The following is a 17,256-nucleotide window of genomic DNA, read 5'->3' as shown; positions in this document are numbered from 1 at the left end:
ACGCAGCCGCCGCCCTCAGCGGGCGCGGCTGCAAGGGCCACTTGATCCGGCCGATGCGCCGGCAGTCGGCGAGTCTGCCGCCGTCGAGACTGTTCCTCCCGCTCCAGCTGCCGGAAGCGAGGCAGAGGGCAACCGGCTCCTTGTGGTCCTCGCGTTCTGGGGACTCCTGGCCGCCAGCGTCGCCCTGTGGTGGTTCAACACCCCGGGGCAGTCCATCACCGACCTGGCCGGGGCACTGACTGCGGCAGGCCGCATCACCGGCATGGCCGGCGGCTTCGTGCTGCTGGCCCAGGTGCTGATGATGAGCCGGGTGAGCTGGCTGGAGGACTGGGCCGGGGCACACGCCCTGATGACCTGGCACCGCCAACTAGGCGCCACTACCGTCGTGTTGGTCGTCGCCCACACCGTACTGATCACCGAGGGCTATGCGCTGTCCGGCAGCGTCTCCTTCACTTCGCAGACCTGGACGATGCTGACCACGTACGAGGACATGGTCGGCGCGTTCTCCGCCACCGGCCTCCTCGTCGCCCTTGCCTTGCTGGCCGTCCGCTCTGTACGCCACCGGATGCGCTATGAGATTTGGTACGTCCTGCACCTGACCGCCTACCTGGTGCTGCTGCTCGGCTATGGCCACCAGCTCACACTCGGCAGCGACCTGCAGTCACCGCTGGCCCGCGGCTACTGGACCGTCCTGTACGCCCTCGTGATCGCCTGCCTCGCCTGGGGACGCGTGGTGGAACCACTCGCGCTGAATCTGCGCCACCAACTAAAGGTCACCGCCGTGGTGCCCGAGGCCGGCGGCATGTTCTCCATCTACGTCCAGGGCAGGCACCTGGAGAAGATCGGCGCCAGAGCGGGACAGTTCTTCCGCTGGCGCTTCCTCACCCGGCAGGGCTGGCTGCAGTCCCACCCCTTCTCGCTGTCCAGTGCGCCCAATCGGCAGTGGCTGCGGCTGACGGTCAATCCCGTCGGCGACCACACCAGCCGACTGCGGTCCCTGTCCTCAGGCACCAGGGTCCTGGCTGAAGGGCCGTTCGGGACCTTCACCGCCGACCGGCGGCACTGCCCGAAGGCCCTGCTCATCGCTGCCGGAAGCGGCATCGCCCCCATACGCGCTCTGCTCGAACAGCTGCCCCCACGAACGGTCGTGATCTACCGGGCCCGCACCGAAGAGGAAATCGTCTTCCGAGGCGAACTCGACGACCTCGCGGTCCAGCGCGACGCACAGACTCACTACGTGCTCGGCCGCCGCGAAGACGCCTGGCCCCAAAGCCTGTTCACACCCGAGGGCATGAGGGACCTGGCGCCGGACATCGCGGACCGCGACGTGTATCTGTGCGGACCTCCCGGCTTCATCAACACGGCGCTGAACGTGCTCCGCCGACTGCGGGTGCCCGACCGACAGATCCACCTCGACCCCTTCGAGTTCTGAACCCCGCGCCGCTGCACAACCGCTCCGAGCCCTGGCCCTACGTCTGAAGGCATCCCCATGCGCAGAACCATCGCCGCCGTCATCGGCACCGCCGCCGCGACCGGCCTGTTGACCACGCTGAAACTGGGCATGGCCCCTGTCGGCGCCGACGCCTCGTCCACCGCCGGTTCCCCACAGCCGGGAGAAGCCGCGACCATAGGCACCCCCACCAGCCCGCCCGCATCCGCGCCTTCCGCGAGCAGCCCCGGCACCTGCCCCGCAGCGTTCACCGGTAGCGGCGCGGCGGAACCCGCGGCATACGTCGCAGCCGGGGACGACGACGGGGGCGACGGCGACCACCACGACGAGGGCGACGACGGAGGCGACGACGCCCGGGCCACCCCTGCGCCGACGAACGGGACAACCGGCACACCAACCGGCACCTCCACGCCCCCGCCCACCCCCACTGCCGCCGCTCCCAGCGTGCCATGCACCTCGGCACCTCCCGCGGCGCCCATCGCGACGCCCGCTCCTTCTTCCACGGCCACCCGGACCGGCCTGAAGAACGGCACCTTCCGCGGACCTGCCGCCCGTAACGAATACGGCACTATCCAGACCACGATCACCGTCTCCGGCGGCCGCATCACGGACGTCACCGCCGGCTTCCCCACCACACCGGCGCGTAGCGCGCAGATCAACGCCAAAGCCATCCCCGCCCTGCGCCAGGAGGCCCTGGCCGCACAGAGCGCAACCATCGACGCGGTGTCCGGAGCGAGCTTCACGAGCACCTCGTACAAAGAGTCTCTGCAGGCAGCCATCGACGCCGCAAAGGCGTAAGTCACCTACGAACCACAGAGGCCAGCCGGTCACCCATGTCGGAATATTGGCCACCTGCTAACACGGCACTGGAGGGCTTCTGGCCCCGAGTTTCCCTCCTCACCCGTAGGGTCGTCCCCACAACGCAACGCCCAGTCACACCAGCCGCACCGTCACCACCACCGCGCGCCGCGATGCCCACGGCGAGCACAACCCAGACGATCACGGACACAGCCATGCCGACGAATAGCGAGCCCGCGTACACCGCGGGGGCCGAACAGGTCGTTCCGGCCGAACCCACAGCAGAATCCATGCAGCTCCTGCTCGTCGAAGACGACGACCGGATCGCCGGCCCCATCATGGAAGGGCTGAACCGCTACGGCTTCGCCGTCGACCACGTCAAATCCGGAGCCTCCGCTCTGTCCGCCTCCACCGCCGACCTCATCCTTCTGGACCTCGGACTGCCCGACATGGACGGCATCGACGTCTGCCGGGCCCTGCGCGCCCGCTCCGCCGTCCCCATCATCATGATCACCGCACGAAGCGAAGAAACCGACCGCGTCGTCGGCCTGGAAGTCGGAGCGGACGACTACCTCTCCAAGCCCTTCGGCGTACGCGAGTTGGTCGCCCGGATCAGAGCCGTCACACGTCGCACCCACCCCGAGAGGCACGCCCCGCTCAATACCGGCACGGCAACGGGACTCCCCCTCCAGCGCACGCAACTTCCCGAGGAGCGCGGCGTCCAGCACCTCGGCCCGCTGACCATCAACCGGCGCACCCGGGGCGTCACCATCGACGGCCGCCCGCTCACGCTCACCCCTAAGGAATTCGATCTACTCGCCCAACTGGCCAGCGACCCTGGCGCCGTGCACTCCCGCCAGCAGATCCTCGACACGGTATGGGACCCCAACTACTTCGGCCCCACCCGCACCCTCGACGTGCACGTATCGGCGCTGCGCCGCAAGCTCGGCGACCCGGCCTGGATCGCCACTGTCCGTGGAATCGGCTTCCGGCTCACCGTCCCCGGCGACAGCGCGTACGCCTGAACGGCAAACAGCGGGCTGCTTCTGGGTGTGCGTCCAGCTGCGGCCGACGCCGGCACCGAGCAAGGACCGGATCAACTGGCCGTCAAAGCCGGCGGCCGGCCACGTCCTCGCCCGGATCATCGGCCAGCACGATGGCCGCAGTGATCCTCTTGCCTACTGGTTCCCGGTAGACCCTGAAGCTCTGGCAGACGGCCATCACGATCTCTAGCCCGTGCTGGCCGACCCGGCCCGGATCCGGTGCCGAGATCGAAGGCAGGGTGGTGCCGCTGTCCCACACGGTCACCTCAATGGCACCGTCCTGGACCTGCAGCGACAGCAGACACAGTCCCGGCGCGTATGTGCGGGCGTTGGTGACCGACTCACTGACCACCAACTGCACCACGCCCATGGCGCGGCCGGACACAGGAAGTCCATGAACGGCTTGCACGTCCGTCAAGAAAGACTGGGCGAGATCACGAGCGGCAGCGATCCCCTCACTGCCCTCAAAGTAGGTGCATTCCCCCACCACGGACGTGCGGGTGCGTGTTCTGCGGCGCAGGGCCCAGCGGCTGTCGCTACCCCGGCGCGTGGAGATCACCCGCCCGTCTACCTTGATCCAGCCGTGCTCACGGCTGGGCCGGACCGTGACGGGCGGCATGGCGGTTCCCTGGACGAGCGCGATGACGCTGGGCTAGCTGTCGTAGCTGATCCGTATCGGCCCGAACGGGCTGTCGGCCGTACGGTGCTGGGAGAGCCGGACGGTACGGCGCTTGCTGAAGAAGGGCATGGTCGGATCGGCTCCGAAGACAGGGAGGTCGAAACGGGAGAGGCACGCGCCGCTACGTCGATCGTTGTCAGCTGAGAGGTGACCCCGGATGCCAGGACTGGTACGACGCGGCTCCAGGCGCAGATTGCTGATGCGGCATCGCCGTAGGAGCCGAGCCGTGGGTGCGCAGCAGTGCCTCGAACCCGCAGTGCAACTCGCGGGCCGCGTCGGGCCGGGCGGCGTAGGAGACGGCGGATCCGTCGACGCGCTGGATCGTCACCACGGCGTCGGTGCCCGGATTCTCCTGGCCCAGCCACACTCCGCCGAGGGCGGTGGCAGGCACCCACCCCGGCTCGGACTCCGGGCCGCCATCGCGCCATCGGCGCAGCACCTTCCGCCGATAACCCGGGATCAGCAGACCGGGCAGCGTCACCACGACGAGGACAAAGACCACAATGTTCGCCACCACCCCGGCCGCCCAGCGCAGCAGCGCGAGGAGCGCGGCATAGCAGGCTGAGACGATGAACACCCACAGGCAACCCACGGCGACGACGTGCGGCGCACCGACCTTGTTCAGCAGGCTGTGGAGGCCCACGGAAGCGAGCAGTACCAAGATCGTGACACATCCGGCCGTGTCGCCGAGGAACGCTTCAGCAATGCGGCCGGCAAGCCGGTCGCGGCGGACGACGAAACCGTGGTCATGGAACTGGACACGTACACGTCCCCCGGGCATGGCTCTGACGCCAACGATCTCACGCACGCCGCTCACCCTAGACGAACATTCGTCGCTCACATGCCTCGCATGAACGCCACCGCTTCCGTCCTGCACGGGAGTGGCTCGGCGCTTGGGAATCGGGACCATGTCCGGTGACCGTCTTCGGACCGGCGGTCGAAGAGGCGCCGGGGACACACCGGCTGACGCTCCTACCAGGGACGGGGATGACATGCGCCACTGGCAGCCGCTGCCCGAATCTCTCGAACCGGAAACCAGGGCCCTGCTGGAGCGCATGCGCGACCCGAAGGACGCTAGCTGCCGGTGCTGCCGCGCGCACCGCGCACAGCAAGTCGGCCTGGCACCGTTACCCCAACGGCACACAGTTCCGTCCCGTTCAGCAGTCGCGGGACTGGGGCGACTCAGGCCGACCGACCTGCTGGAGCTGCTGGAGCTGCTGGAGCTGCTGGAGCTATGGAAGCGCGCCGAATCCGTCAGCGAACGGTCGGCCGTCCCACCACCACCGGAACTTCCGCCCTCGCCTGAGGCCCCGGCACCGAGGAGGCGTCTGCCTGCCCAGCCACCTTGTGCCAGCCACCATCCTCACGCTCTCAGCCGCCGCTCTCGCCTGGACGACCACCGGGAGTACCCATGCCACGTCCGAGACCGGTACGCGCCCTGTCGGAATACCGCTGGGCCCGCCGGAGCAGGGCGCACCGCATCAACCACCACACGACAGAACCCGCCCGGTCTCGCCGCAGGGCCGTGTCGTCTGGTGGATCCCGTCTTGGTGGCTGCGATCGCAAATCCAGCGTCCCCGAGCGCATTACAGGAACACGAACTGCATGAGGAGCCGAGCGCGTCATGCGCGCAAGCACAGTCGAACTCGAGACGGATCTGCTCGGAGAGCTCGTCGATCCGCTGGGCCGGCAGATCCAGCGTGATCCGAGTCGCCTGCAGCACCGCCTCCGCGCCGCCCTCCTCGTGACCGCTCACGTCGGCGAACCGCGCACAGGTACGGAAGAGTTCCGCATGGCCCAAGTGAGCCGGCTCTTCTCGCAAGGCGGGATCAGCCGTAACGAGGACGGACTTGAGCTGATTGATGGCCTGGGTGCAGGTTCGCAGAACATGCTCAACCCCCCTCACACAACACCCAGAACTTGCTCCCAGCCGACCACGAGCAGCGGCACGACCGCGGCGACCTGCGTCCGCACACGCGGCGCCGGGCCCGTGGCCAGGGCATGTGCCCCGGCGGCAAGCAACTCGCACAGCACGGCGAACAGTGTCGTGCGCGCTCCGCACCGCCAAGGTCACCTCGGACACCCGCACGGCACCCGACGGGTCCATGCGGCCATGGAAGCCGGCGGCCCGGATCACTCGGTGATCCAGGCCGCCGTACGACCGGTACGTCATGCCGCTGCGGCCACCGGCGCGGCCTGCTCGGCCTCGTCCAGCCACTCGATGAGCGAGGTGCGGGCGCGGGCGACCCGCGAGCGGACCGTGCCGATCGGGCAGTCGCTGAGCAGGGCCGCCTCCGCGTAGGGAAGTCCCACCATCTGAGTGAGGACGAACGCCTCGCGGCGGTCGTCGGGGAGCGTGTCCAGCAGCTCGGTGAGGGCGATGCCGTCGTCGAAGCCGGGCAGGTCGCGCGGCTGGGTGCGTTCGGCGACCGACTGCCAGTCGTCCGTGTCCGACAGGCGGGGGCGGGAAGAGTTGTAGCGGATGCTGTCGATGACCGTCCGACGGGCGATGGACAGCAGCCAGGTGCGGGCCGAGGAGCGGCCTTCGAACCGGTGCAGGCTGCCCAGGGCCCGCAGGAAGGTGTCCTGAGTCAGGTCGTCGGCGCTCTGGGGGTCGGCACCGAGGTACGTCACATAGCGGCGGACGTCTCGGTGCAGTGCGCGTACGAAGAGGTCGACGGCATCGGGGTCGCCGCTGCGGGCGGCGAGGGCCAGGGCCGTGATCGAGTCTTCTCTCGCGCTCTTCCTCGATTGCTCGCGCGATGCAGGCAGGGCAGGAGTGATCACCTGGGATCTGTCCTTCTCGGGAATCAGGTGTCCGGCGTCCGGCCAGGCGCGCGCCGCAGGGCAGCGGGGCGGCCCGACCGGAACCGGTGATGGGGTGGACGGCCGGGCGCTGGAGCGCACGGCCGATGCCCGAGGCGGAGAACCGACGGCTCGACGGCTGTGGGGACGGCCTCGGGGAACCGGCTGTCGTCAGGCGACAGCGGTCCCGGAGGGCGGGCCCCGAGAGGTGATCGCGTGGGTGAGGAGGAGGCGGCGCGGCGCCCGGTCCGACTCCGCTCGGCGGGCGCGGACACGCGGCCGGTGCGGCGGCACGGGCAGCCGGAGGAGCAGACACAGCGGCGCGAAGAACCAGCCGGCGACGGCCCGCAGGATGCGGAACGCGGCACGTTCGCCGTACGCGAGCCACAGCGCGCACAGCAGCGCCGCCAACAGGTGGGCGAGGAGCATGCCGGTCGAGGACATGCCGGCCATGTCGTGGGCAACGGCGCCGGCGGGCGCTGCGGAAGCCATGTGGTCCATCGAGCCCATGGAGCCCATCGAGCCCATGGAATGCATGGAATGCATGGCGGCCATGTCGTGGCCCGTTGAGTTCGTCTCGCTCATGGAGCCTGCCCCCGGCGGCGAACCGCACAGGAGGTAGGTGAGCCACTGCTGGGCGAGCGACCTCCCGCCGGACGGTGCGGGGTGGGCGACGGCCTGGGCGAGAGAGAACGACGAGTGGAGTACGGCCTGGGTGGCCACCGCGACGGAGACGACGAGAAGCGGTCCGCGTTCCCGGTCGGCCAGCCGCCAGGCCATACCGCCCGTCGCCACCGCGCCCGCGGTCATGGCCCACCAGGGCACCGCGGTTCCCGACATCATGACGTGAGCCAGGGCGGTGAGCAGCACACAGCAGGCCGCGAACACCGCGGCCCGTACCGTGCGAGAACACCACCCAGCAGTCATGGCGGCCTCATCCTCGCATCCGCGCTTCCATGGTCACCGGGGGGTACGGAAAACGGACTATGCCCCCCTCAGCCCCGAACTTGTGATCCAGGCCACAGAAACGGGCCGGAACTCCTCGGCGATTGAACCCGACCTCTCTCGAAGCCCCGGAGATTTCCCGGGTGGGGAGGAGGAACGCCGGTGGCGGCGGACCAGAGCCAGACTCAGAGTCAGATCGGGACGGCGGCCGAAGAAGGCCCGGCACGGGTGACCGGTGCCGTGACGGCGCTGCTGACGTGTGCCATGGCCTTCTCGATGATGCAGCTCTTCCTGCTCGGCGCGCTCGGACCACGGCTCGTGGACGACCTGAAGGTGTCACCGACCGGGCTGGGGCTGACGACGACCGTCGGCTTCGGCGCCGCGGCCGTGCTCTCCCCGGCGGGCGGGCGTGTGGTGGACCGGCTGGGTCCGCGCCGGTGCCTGGTCGCGCTGCTGCTCGTGTCGGCGGTGGCGCTGGCGCTCATCGGGTCGGCGCCGGGCGCCGGGTTCCTGCTGGCGGCGGTCGCGCTGGGCGGGCTCCCGCAGGCGCTGGCGAACCCCGCCACGAACAAGGCGATCCTGGCCACGGTACCGGCGGAGCGGCGTGGCTCGGTGACCGGGATGAAGCAGTCCGGGGTGCAGCTGGGCGCGTTCGCGGCCGGGCTGCCGCTGGCCGCGCTGGCCGGGATCACCGGCTGGCGGGGCGCGGTGTGGGCGGCGGCCGGCGCGGCCGTGCTGGCGGCCGTCTGGGCGGCTCGCGCCTTGCCCGCCGACCCGCCGCCGAAGGCCGCGCCGGCCTCGTGGGTCCCGCGCGGCGCCATCGCCTGGCTGGCAGCCTTCTCGCTGCTGCTGGGCTGCGGCATCGCGTCGGTGAACACGTATCTGGCGTTGTACGGCGTGCGGCGGCTCGGGCTCGGGCCGACAGCGGCCGGTGCGTTGGTGGCGGTGCTGGGCATCGCGGGCATGGCGGGGCGGGTGGGCTGGTCGAAGGTGGCGGGCCGGCCGGGTCGGGCTGTGTGGCTGCCGGGTGGACTGGCCGGTGGTGCGGTGGGGGCCGCGCTGCTGCTGGCGGCCTCGGCGTACGCGCACCTGCTGGCGTGGGCCGCTGCGGTGGCCGTGGGCGTCTTCGCGGTGGCCGCCAACGCGGTCTCGATGGTGCTGGTGATGCAGCGTGCGGCACCGGGCCGGGCCGGACAGGACTCGGCGCTGGTCTCGGCCGGTTTCTTCGCCGGGTTCGCGATCGGCCCGCCGCTGTTCGGGCTGCTGGCGGGCGCAGGGCGATACGGGACCGGGTGGCTGCTGGTCGCGGGAGAGTTCGTGGGGGCGAGTGTGGTGGCACTGACGTGGGCGGTGCGTGAGCGGCGTTCGGTCGTACGGCGATGAGCACGCCGCGTGCGGTGAAGGGTTCGGCGGGCATGGCTCGGCAGCCCCGCCCTGACGTCCCCGACTGGGTGGCTCCTGCGCTGGATTCCGTCCTGGAGCGGGTGGCTGCCACCCAGACCGAAGTCGGTGACCGTTTCCCGCTGTTCGCCGACCCTTGCACCGGCCGGTGGACGACGACCGGACGCGGCTCGTGGACGGGAGGCTTCTGGGCGGGGCTGCTGTGGCTGCGCGCCCGGTACGCAGCGGACGACGGCGCTCACGAGGCGGCGGCGAAGTACACCGCTCGGCTCGCGGACTGGGTGCACGCCGACACGGCCGCCCGCGGACTGATCTTCTGGTACGGGACCGCGCTCGCCGACACGCGCGAGGCCACCGAGCTGCGAGATCGAGCCGCCCGCGCCTGCCGGGATGCGTACGACGCCGGACTCGGTCTCGTCCCGTGGGGCTCGGCGTTCGGCGGCCCCCGCCTCCTGGCTCGCGTGGACGGCGTACCGGGCATGGTGCCGCTCCTGGCAACGGTGGATGAGCAGGCTGCCGAGGCTCATCTGCGCCGCCATCTCGAACTCTGTCTCGACAACGGCTCCTTCGGCTGGTCCTGGTGGTACGAGCGCCCTGCGCGCTGGGTTCCGTGCGACGATCCGCCGCCCGGCTGGAGCCGGGGCCGGGCCTGGCTGCTGCTGGCCGTGGCCGACGCCGTACACCGTCTCGGCGCCGACGATCTGGCGGATGTCGCACGCCGCTTGATCCCGGCCCACGCCGTCCCGCCCGCGGACGAGACCCACCCGGGAGGCCCCCTCGACACCTCCGCCGCCGCCATCTCCGCGGTGGCTCTGCTCAGGCTCGGCCGACGCGAAGGAGCCGTCGGGATACTGGAAGAGCTGGTCCGCACCCATCTCTCGGGGGACGGCCGTCTCCTGGACGGCTGCTACGACCTCACCACGGGAACGGCGACACGGCACGAGCTGATCTGGGGCGACTTCTTCCTCGCCTGCGCGCTCGCCGCCCTCGCCGGCCTCATCGATCCCCACGAAATCTAGGGGGCACGCAGCACCCGCCGCGCGACCGAGGTGATGTGCAGTTCGTCCGGGCCGTCGAGGATCCGGGCCGCCCTGCCGGTGCGGAACAGCGCGGGCAGAGCGGTGTCCGGGCCGAGGCCCGCAGCACCGTGCACCTGGATCGCCGCGTCGGCCACCTGCTGGAGAGTGCGGGCGGCGGCCACCTTGGCCAGGCCCACCTCCACGTGCGCGTCGAGGCCGGCGTCCAGGCGGGCCACGGCCTCGTACACGAGCGGGCGGGTCGTGCGCAGGGCGAGCAGCGACTCGAAGACGTGGCGCTGGACGAGCTGAAGGTCTGCGAGCGGGCCGCGGGAGCGGGTACGGGCCGTCGCGCGTGCGCGCATCAGGTCGAAGGCACGCCCCGCCTGCCCCAACCAGCGCAGGCAGCGCAGTGTGCGGCCGAGTTGGAGCCGTTCGGCCGCGACGTCCAGTGCCTTGCCGCCCTCGCCGATCAGGTGGTCGCCACCCACCACGACCCCGTCCAGCTCGATCTCCCACTGCCCGCCCGCGCCGAGCACCGGTAGTTCACGCACCACACGGAAGCCCGGCGAGTTTGTCGGTACCAGGAGCAGTGAGAGTCCCTCGCGGTCCGGCGGTGTGCCGTGGGTGCGTGCGAGGACCGTGACGAGGTCGGCGTCGACCGCCCCGCTGGTGAACCATTTGCGTCCGCTCACCCGCCACGTTCCGTCGTCCCCCGGTACGGCACGCGTGGTGGTGAGGAAGGGGTCGGTGCCCGGCGTCTCGGGCTCGGTCATGGCGTAGCAGGCCCGTATGTCTCCGGCGACCAGGCGTTCGGCGTACCGTTCACGGACGGCCGGGCTGCCGTGCCGCCACAGCATCAGCGCGTCGAGCAGGGGTGCCGAGCCGAGGGCGGCCGGGCCGTGGTCGCTGGCTCCCTCTGCCTCGGCGACATGGGCGTACGACCGCAGCCGCAGCCCCTGGCCGCCCAGTTCCGAGGGAAGCGGGAGCGCCCACAGCCCTTCGGTCTTCGCCTCGCGCTGGAGCCTGCGCAGCACGGCGGCGGCCTCCGCGCCGCCGGCGTCCAGTACGGGCTCGCAGGGCATCACCCGTCCGCGTACGAACTCGGCGACGCGATCCCTCAACGCCGTTGCGTCCGACGGACAGTGGGGCGTCCCGGTGATCTCGTCCATGCGGGTCTCCGTCACTTTCCTCGTGATCCGCGGGAACCCCGGCCGCCGGCCGTCCGACTCCCTCTTCCGTGGAACAGGTCGGGGGCGACCGTCCCCGGGTTCCCGCGCGTCAGGAAAGGAGAGGCATGGCAACTCCAGCCATACCGGCCGTCGCGCGGACGGCCGGACCACTCGACGGTCTCCGTCTGCGGGGCGACGGTCCGCCGGGCCCGGCGGACGGTCTCGTCGCGGAGCATCTGCGGCTGCTGGGCGCCGAGACCGACGGGGGCTGCGGCGGCCGGCTCACCGTCACCGGAGGCGACATCGGTGGGGTCACCGCCCGCAGCACGTGGGGAGGGACCGCGACCGACGAGGCCACCGTCCAGGCGGCGACCGGCATCATGGCCGTACACGGCCGCCGGGACGGCACCCCGCGCGGTCTCGCCGTCGACTACACCGCCACGGCCACCGGCGTGCTTGCCGTGCAGGGCCTGCTGGCCGGGCTGCTGGCGCGGGCGCGCGGCGGGAACGTCACACAGGTCGAGGTCAGCGCCGAGCGGGCCGGGCTGCTCGTGGTCTCCCAGTACCTGGCCGCCGCCGGGGCCGAGGAGGGCGAAGCGGTCGAACTCGCTGCGGCCGGGCCGCCGTTCACGTCGGCCGACGGGATCGTCTTCGAGCTGGAGACGCTGGATCCGGGGGTGTGGGCGTCGTTCTGGCGCACGCTGGACGCCCCAGAAGAATCGATACGGCGGGGGTGGCGACCCTTCCAGTTCCGGTATGCCACGGCCTGTGCGCCCTTCCTACAGCCGTTGCACGAGGCGACGCGGGCGAGGTCCTGGGAGCGGATCCGGTACGCCGCCGAGATGTCCGGTGCCGACGTGTGCCCGTTGCACTCGCTCGCCGAGCGTGCGGCCGAGTACGACGGTGCGGCGCCCTGGCAGCTGACCTCGTACGACGAGGCGTACGCGCCACGCAGTTCCGCCGACGCCCTGCCCCTCACCGGATTCACCGTCCTGGAAGCCGGGCGGCGTATCCAGGCCCCACTCGCCGCTCACCTTCTCGGCCTGCTGGGCGCGGAGGTGATCCGGATCGAGCCGCCGGGCGGCGACCCGTTGCGCGGGATGCCGCCCGCCTGTTCCGGCGTCTCGGCGCGCTGGCTGGCGTTGAACCGGGGCAAGAAGGCCGTCGAAGTGGACATCAAGTCCGCGGCCGACCGGGAGCGGCTGCGCGAGATGGCCGCCGACGCGGATGTCTTCCTGCACAACTGGGCACCTGGCAAGGCCGCCCAGCTCGGTCTCGACCACGAGCACCTGGCCCGCGCCAATCCCGCGCTCGTCTACGCGTACACCAGCGGCTGGGCGGACCGGTTGTCCGAGGCGCCCATGGGCACCGACTTCATGGTGCAGGCCCGCACCGGTGTCGGTGAGGCGGTGCGGCCCGCCGACGAGCCGGCCGCCCCGTCCTTGATGACGCTGCTCGACGTGCTCGGCGGCCTGCTCGGTGCCGAGGCGATCCTGGCGGGGCTGCTGCTGCGGGAGCGCACCGGACGGGGGGTACGCGTCGACTCGTCGCTGCTCGGCGCCGCCGACGTGCTCACCGCACCCCATCGGGCCCGGGCCGCGCAGGGACTCGACCCGCGCAGGCCGGCGGGGTTCCGCCGCCCGCTGCGCACCGCCGACGGCTGGATCGCCCTGGCCGATCTGTCCGCGGCCCCGTACGACATCGCCGAGCTGTCCACAGACCAGGCGCTGGAGCGGCTGCGCGAGCGCGGCCTGGCCGCCGTCCCGGTCGTCACCGACCTCGCCGACCTGCTCTCCTCCGGCCCGATCACCCGCGACGCGTACGGCGCCCCCGCCGTTCCCGACCCCTGGAGCTTCGCATGACCGTGGACCTGCACGACCTGCTGCCCGCCGAGCTGCGCCGCACCTGGGCCGTCGACGGCACCTGCCCGGACCTGGACCTCTACAGCCTCTACCGCGCCCGCCAGGTCGCCGACCTGCACCGCACCGCGGTCATCGACGCCAAGGGAAAGCTCTGCTACACGGCCCTGGACCGCAAGGCGCGATGTCTGGCGGCCGGTCTGTCCGGGCTCGGCATACGCGCCGGTGACGTGGTCGGCATACAACTGCCCAATGGCCGGGGCGCCGTCGTCGCCGACCTGGCGCTGGCCGCGCTGGGTGCCATCGCGCTGCCCTTCCCCGTCGGCCGCGGCACTCGCGAGGCGGCGTCCCTGCTGCGCCGGGCGGAGGCGGTCGCCGTGATCGCCGCCACCGAGCACCGCGGCAACCACCATGCCGCCGATCTGCTCACGCTCGCCGGTGAACTCCCCGCCCTGCGCACGGTGATCGCCGCCGGACCCGGAGCCCCGGAGGGGACGGTCGCGTTCTCCGCGCTGCTGCGCACCGACCCCACGTCCTTCAAGCCGGTCCGCCCCGACCCCGACTCCGCCGCCCGCATCCTGGTCTCGTCCGGGTCCGAGGCCGAGCCGAAGATGGTGGCGTACTCGCACAACGCGCTGGCCGGCGGCCGCGGCAACTTCCTCGCCGCGCTCATGCCGGACAGCCGGCCGCCGCGCTGCCTCTTCCTCGTACCGCTGGCCTCCGCCTTCGGTAGCAGCGGCACCGCCGTCACCCTCGCCCGGCACGGCGGAACGCTCGTCCTGCTGGACCACTTCACGCCCGAGGCCGCCCTGGACGCGCTCGCCGCGCACGAGCCCACCCATGTCCTGGGCGTACCGACCATGATCCGGATGATGCTGGACCGGATCGCGGAGGGACACCATCCGGCGTTCACTCCCCCGACGGCGGTCATCGTCGGCGGATCCCCGCTCGACGAGGCCACGGCTGAGGAGGCCCGGCGCGTCTTCGGCTGCCCGGTCGTGAACCTGTACGGCTCGGCCGACGGCGTCAACTGCCACACCGGGCTGTCCGACCCTCCCCTGCGCGGTGAAAGGCCGGGCGTCCTCGCCGGTCACCCGGACCCGCTCGTCGCCGACATACGCATCGCCGTCCCCGGCACGAGTGAACTCCGGGAGGCACCGCGCGGCTGTGTCGGTGAGATCGTCGCCCGCGGCCCGATGACCCCGCTGTGCTACGTCGCCGCCCCCGACCTCGACGCCCGCTACCGCACCGCCGACGGCTGGGTGCGCACCGGCGACCTCGGCCTCATCGACGAGGACGGGAACCTGCGGATCGTCGGGCGCCTGAAGGACGTCGTCATCCGGGGCGGGGCCAACATCAGCCCGGCCGAGGTGGAGATGGAGCTGGCGGCACATCCGCTCGTACGGGACGTGGTGTGTGTCGGCGTGCCCGATCCGCTGATGGGCGAGCGGCTGGCCGCCTGCGTCGTGCCGCGGGGCGAGGCGGCACCCACGTTGGAGGAGCTGTGCGCGCACCTGGACGCGCGCGGCCTGGAGCGGCGCAAGCACCCGGAACGTCTCCTGGTCGTACCGGAGTTGCCGCTCACCCCGGCGGGCAAACCGGACCGGGCGCTCTTGCGTGAACGGTGTTCGGCGCAGGCGCCGAGATCCGTCGCGCAGGCCGTCTGACCCCCACGAGAGCGGGCCGCCCGGAGCCTCCGGGCGGCCTCGCACTCACCTCACGACGCACACCAGGTCAGGAAGAGGTCATCGCCTTCTTGATCGTCTCCGCGGCGTTCTTGTAGACCGCCAGCAGATCCAGGTCCTTGCCCGGGTAGTTGACGATCTCCACCTGCCGCGCGCCGGAGTCCGGCAGCACCGTGCCCGTCGTCATGTGGATGTTGTCGAGGACGAACGCGGGCTTCTTCGTCTCCAGCTCGGCCAGCTGCTTGGCGGTCACGGCCTGCGGACCGTAGGTTCCGCGCAGGTCGGCGCCGGCCATCTTCGCCGACCAGGCGGAGAAGACCTGCGCGACGACGGCCGGCGCCTTGTCGCCCGGCCACGCGGCCTTCAGCTCCTTCTGCAGCGCGCCGTACTCACTCTTGAAGGAGGTGTTCCATTTCGCGGCGGCCTCCTGGGTGCCGAACAGCTTGCCCAGGCGGGTGACGTCCGCACTCGTGGTGGCGACGTCGTTGTCGAGGTTCATCTCGACCATCTTCGCGCTCGACCCGGCAGCGTCCTTGATCTTCTTGGCGTACGGCTCGAAGGACGCGTACAGCACGAAGTCGGCGTCGGCGACCGCCGCGAGGTCGGACGGCTTGGGGTCGTAGTCCGGGGCGTGCTGCACGGACGACGGGACGATGACCTTCACGTCCTTGGCGCCGGCGGCCTTGGCGAGTGCGCCCTCCCAGGTGGTGGTGGCCACGACGACAGGGCCGCCGCCGTTCTTGTTCGCACTCTTGTCGCCGCTGTCGGCGTTGTCGGAGCCGCAGGCGGTGGCGGTCAGCGCGAGCGCGGTGGTCAGGCTCAGTGCGAGGAGGGAAGGGACACGGACGGTGCGGACGCGGGTGCGCGCCATGAGCGGATTCTCCGTTCGGGGATGAGGTGCACGGCCAGGACCAGGACCCCGGCCGTCAGGACGAGCAGGGGCCCGGGCGGCCAGTCGAGCTTCAGCGCGACGAGGAACCCGGTGAGGTTCACCGCGACGCCGATACCGACCGCCCAGGCGGTGATGGACTTCAGGGAGGTGCCCAGCCGCCGGGCGGCGAGCGCGGGCAGGAGGGTCAGCGCGTCGACGAGCAGCGCGCCGGTCAGCTTGATCGCCCCGGCGACGGACACCGCGACGAGCACGAGCAGCAAGAGGGTGAGCCGGTCGACCCGCACCCCGGAGGAGAGGGCGAGTTCGCGGTCGTAGAGCAGGAGCGCGAGGTCGCGGCGGCGCCACCAGAACAGGGCCGGTACGACGACGGCGAGCCCGCCCAGCAGCCACAGGTCGGGCGTGCCCACCGACAGGATCGAGCCCCACAGCAGCGCGAACGCACCTTGCGCGTTGACGCCGGACACGGCCAGGACCAGCAGCGCGGCGGCGATCGCCAGGCTCATCAGCAGGCCCATCGCGCCGGACAGGCCGTCCGGGGTGCGGGCCAGCGGCGCGACACCGGCACCTGCGAGGGCGCAGGCGATCAGCGCGCACAGCATGGGGTCGAGCCCGGTCAGCAGTCCGAGTGCGATGCCCAGGAGCGCGACGTGCATCATCGCGAACCGGACCGGCATGATGTCGAGCCCGACGATCACGACACCGATCACCGGAAGGCCGACGGCCGCCAGGAGCAGGGCGGCTCCGGCCCGTTGGACGGGTACGAGCTGCAGGAGCGTTCCGAGGTCGGCGGCGGCAAGGTTGTTCACCGGACCTCCCGGAGCCGGCCGGCGGCCATCTCCAGTACCCGGTCGCAGCGGTCGGCCAGCGCCCGGTCGTGCGTGACGACCACGACGGTCACCGGCAGCGACAGCAGGACGTCGGCCGCCTCCTCCTGCCCGGCGAAGTCGAGCGCGGCGGTGGGCTCGTCGGCCAGCAGCACACCCGCCCCGGCCGCGACGCAGCCGACCGCGCGGGCCAGATACATGCGCTGCAGCTGGCCGCCCGACAGCGTGTGCAGCGGTCGGCCGGTCAACGACCCGACACCCAGCTTCTCCGCCGCCTCCACGCCTTCGGCCGCTGCCCCACTGCTCGCCAGCAACTCGCTGCCCAGCAGCGGGAATCTGCCGACTGCGGGCTTCTGCGGGATCCAGGCGCACGCCCGGCGCCGCCACGCCCACTCGGCCGCGCTGCCGGTGCCCCGGCCGCCGACCAGGATCTCCCCGTCAGCCTGGCGGTGCAGGCCCAGCACGGCGCGTAGCAGCGTGGTCTTGCCCGACCCGTTGGTGCCGGTCAGCGCCACCCGCTCGCCCGCCTCGATGTCGAGATCGACCTCGCGCACGGCCTCTACGCGACCGTGCCGACAGGCGACCTGGCGCATCCGCACATCCAGCCCGTCCATCCCACCTCCTGTCCGTTCTGCGAGAGGAGTCGGACGGGCAGGGCGATGAGTTCCCGGCGATTTCCGGCGAAGA

At 71.6% G+C, this 17,256-nt stretch carries 15 protein-coding genes; 7 read left to right on the top strand and 8 right to left on the bottom strand.

Features of this window, described 5'->3' with window-relative positions; all coding sequences use genetic code 11:
• Positions 1-142 precede the first annotated feature (142 nt).
• From ABZ937_RS02430 to ABZ937_RS02420, 3 genes are all read left to right on the top strand, one after another.
• Positions 143-1,432 carry a ferredoxin reductase family protein gene (locus ABZ937_RS02430; RefSeq protein ID WP_361684806.1) on the top strand — a complete coding sequence of 430 codons (1,290 nt, stop codon included), beginning with the start codon at positions 143-145 and terminating at the stop codon, positions 1,430-1,432.
• 57 nt (positions 1,433-1,489) lie between these two features.
• Positions 1,490-2,248, top strand: a complete 759-nt coding sequence (locus ABZ937_RS02425) for an FMN-binding protein (RefSeq protein ID WP_361684804.1) — start codon at positions 1,490-1,492, stop codon at positions 2,246-2,248.
• A gap of 290 nt (positions 2,249-2,538) precedes the next feature.
• The gene (locus ABZ937_RS02420) at positions 2,539-3,273 is read left to right on the top strand and encodes a response regulator transcription factor (RefSeq protein ID WP_361685397.1); all 735 of its coding nucleotides are present in this window, start codon (positions 2,539-2,541) and stop codon (positions 3,271-3,273) included.
• Positions 3,274-3,355: 82 nt separating this feature from the next.
• Here ABZ937_RS02420 and ABZ937_RS02415 read toward each other — a convergent pair whose 3' ends face one another.
• From ABZ937_RS02415 to ABZ937_RS02400, 4 genes are all read right to left on the bottom strand, one after another.
• Positions 3,356-3,910 (bottom strand): ATP-binding protein, encoded by a 555-nt coding sequence (locus ABZ937_RS02415; RefSeq protein ID WP_361684802.1) that lies wholly within the window; start codon positions 3,908-3,910, stop codon positions 3,356-3,358.
• Between the two features lie 196 nt (positions 3,911-4,106).
• Positions 4,107-4,778 carry a hypothetical protein gene (locus ABZ937_RS02410; RefSeq protein ID WP_361684800.1) on the bottom strand — a complete coding sequence of 224 codons (672 nt, stop codon included), beginning with the start codon at positions 4,776-4,778 and terminating at the stop codon, positions 4,107-4,109.
• A gap of 1,361 nt (positions 4,779-6,139) precedes the next feature.
• Complete coding sequence (locus ABZ937_RS02405; protein ID WP_361684798.1) at positions 6,140-6,757, bottom strand: sigma-70 family RNA polymerase sigma factor; 618 nt, start codon at positions 6,755-6,757, stop codon at positions 6,140-6,142.
• Between the two features lie 189 nt (positions 6,758-6,946).
• Complete coding sequence (locus ABZ937_RS02400) at positions 6,947-7,702, bottom strand: hypothetical protein (RefSeq protein ID WP_361684796.1); 756 nt, start codon at positions 7,700-7,702, stop codon at positions 6,947-6,949.
• 246 nt (positions 7,703-7,948) lie between these two features.
• Between ABZ937_RS02400 and ABZ937_RS02395 the strand changes: the two genes are divergently transcribed.
• Together ABZ937_RS02395 and ABZ937_RS02390 are read left to right on the top strand one after the other, a co-directional pair.
• Positions 7,949-9,103 carry an MFS transporter gene (locus ABZ937_RS02395; protein ID WP_361684794.1) on the top strand — a complete coding sequence of 385 codons (1,155 nt, stop codon included), beginning with the start codon at positions 7,949-7,951 and terminating at the stop codon, positions 9,101-9,103.
• Positions 9,100-10,140, top strand: coding sequence for a sugar ABC transporter permease (locus ABZ937_RS02390; RefSeq protein ID WP_361684792.1), 1,041 nt, complete (start codon positions 9,100-9,102; stop codon positions 10,138-10,140). The genes ABZ937_RS02395 and ABZ937_RS02390 overlap by 4 nt, the downstream gene beginning before the upstream one ends.
• Here the strand turns inward: ABZ937_RS02390 and ABZ937_RS02385 are convergent.
• The gene (locus ABZ937_RS02385) at positions 10,137-11,309 is read right to left on the bottom strand and encodes an acyl-CoA dehydrogenase family protein (protein WP_361684790.1); all 1,173 of its coding nucleotides are present in this window, start codon (positions 11,307-11,309) and stop codon (positions 10,137-10,139) included. The genes ABZ937_RS02390 and ABZ937_RS02385 overlap by 4 nt on opposite strands.
• Before the next feature lie 125 nt (positions 11,310-11,434).
• Between ABZ937_RS02385 and ABZ937_RS02380 the strand changes: the two genes are divergently transcribed.
• Together ABZ937_RS02380 and ABZ937_RS02375 are read left to right on the top strand one after the other, a co-directional pair.
• Positions 11,435-13,171, top strand: coding sequence for a CoA transferase (locus tag ABZ937_RS02380; RefSeq protein ID WP_361684788.1), 1,737 nt, complete (start codon positions 11,435-11,437; stop codon positions 13,169-13,171).
• Positions 13,168-14,835: a class I adenylate-forming enzyme family protein gene (locus ABZ937_RS02375; RefSeq protein ID WP_361684786.1), complete on the top strand. Its 1,668-nt coding sequence runs from the start codon at positions 13,168-13,170 to the stop codon at positions 14,833-14,835. Before ABZ937_RS02380 ends, ABZ937_RS02375 begins: the two co-directional genes overlap by 4 nt.
• Before the next feature lie 67 nt (positions 14,836-14,902).
• Here ABZ937_RS02375 and ABZ937_RS02370 read toward each other — a convergent pair whose 3' ends face one another.
• From ABZ937_RS02370 to ABZ937_RS02360, 3 genes are read right to left on the bottom strand one after another with little or no spacing between them, the layout of a single operon-like run.
• Positions 14,903-15,724, bottom strand: a complete 822-nt coding sequence (locus ABZ937_RS02370; RefSeq protein WP_361684784.1) for a zinc ABC transporter substrate-binding protein — start codon at positions 15,722-15,724, stop codon at positions 14,903-14,905.
• A complete protein-coding gene (locus ABZ937_RS02365; protein ID WP_361684782.1) occupies positions 15,673-16,551 on the bottom strand; it encodes a metal ABC transporter permease in 879 nt (292 codons plus the stop codon). Before ABZ937_RS02365 ends, ABZ937_RS02370 begins: the two co-directional genes overlap by 52 nt.
• A complete protein-coding gene (locus ABZ937_RS02360) occupies positions 16,548-17,183 on the bottom strand; it encodes an ABC transporter ATP-binding protein (RefSeq protein ID WP_361684780.1) in 636 nt (211 codons plus the stop codon). The genes ABZ937_RS02365 and ABZ937_RS02360 overlap by 4 nt, the downstream gene beginning before the upstream one ends.
• Positions 17,184-17,256: the final 73 nt, after the last annotated feature.

The organism is Streptomyces sp. NPDC046727 (genome assembly GCF_040645635.1).
Taxonomy (GTDB): Bacteria; Actinomycetota; Actinomycetes; order Streptomycetales; family Streptomycetaceae; genus Streptomyces.
This window is presented reverse-complemented; position numbering and strand designations above follow the sequence as displayed.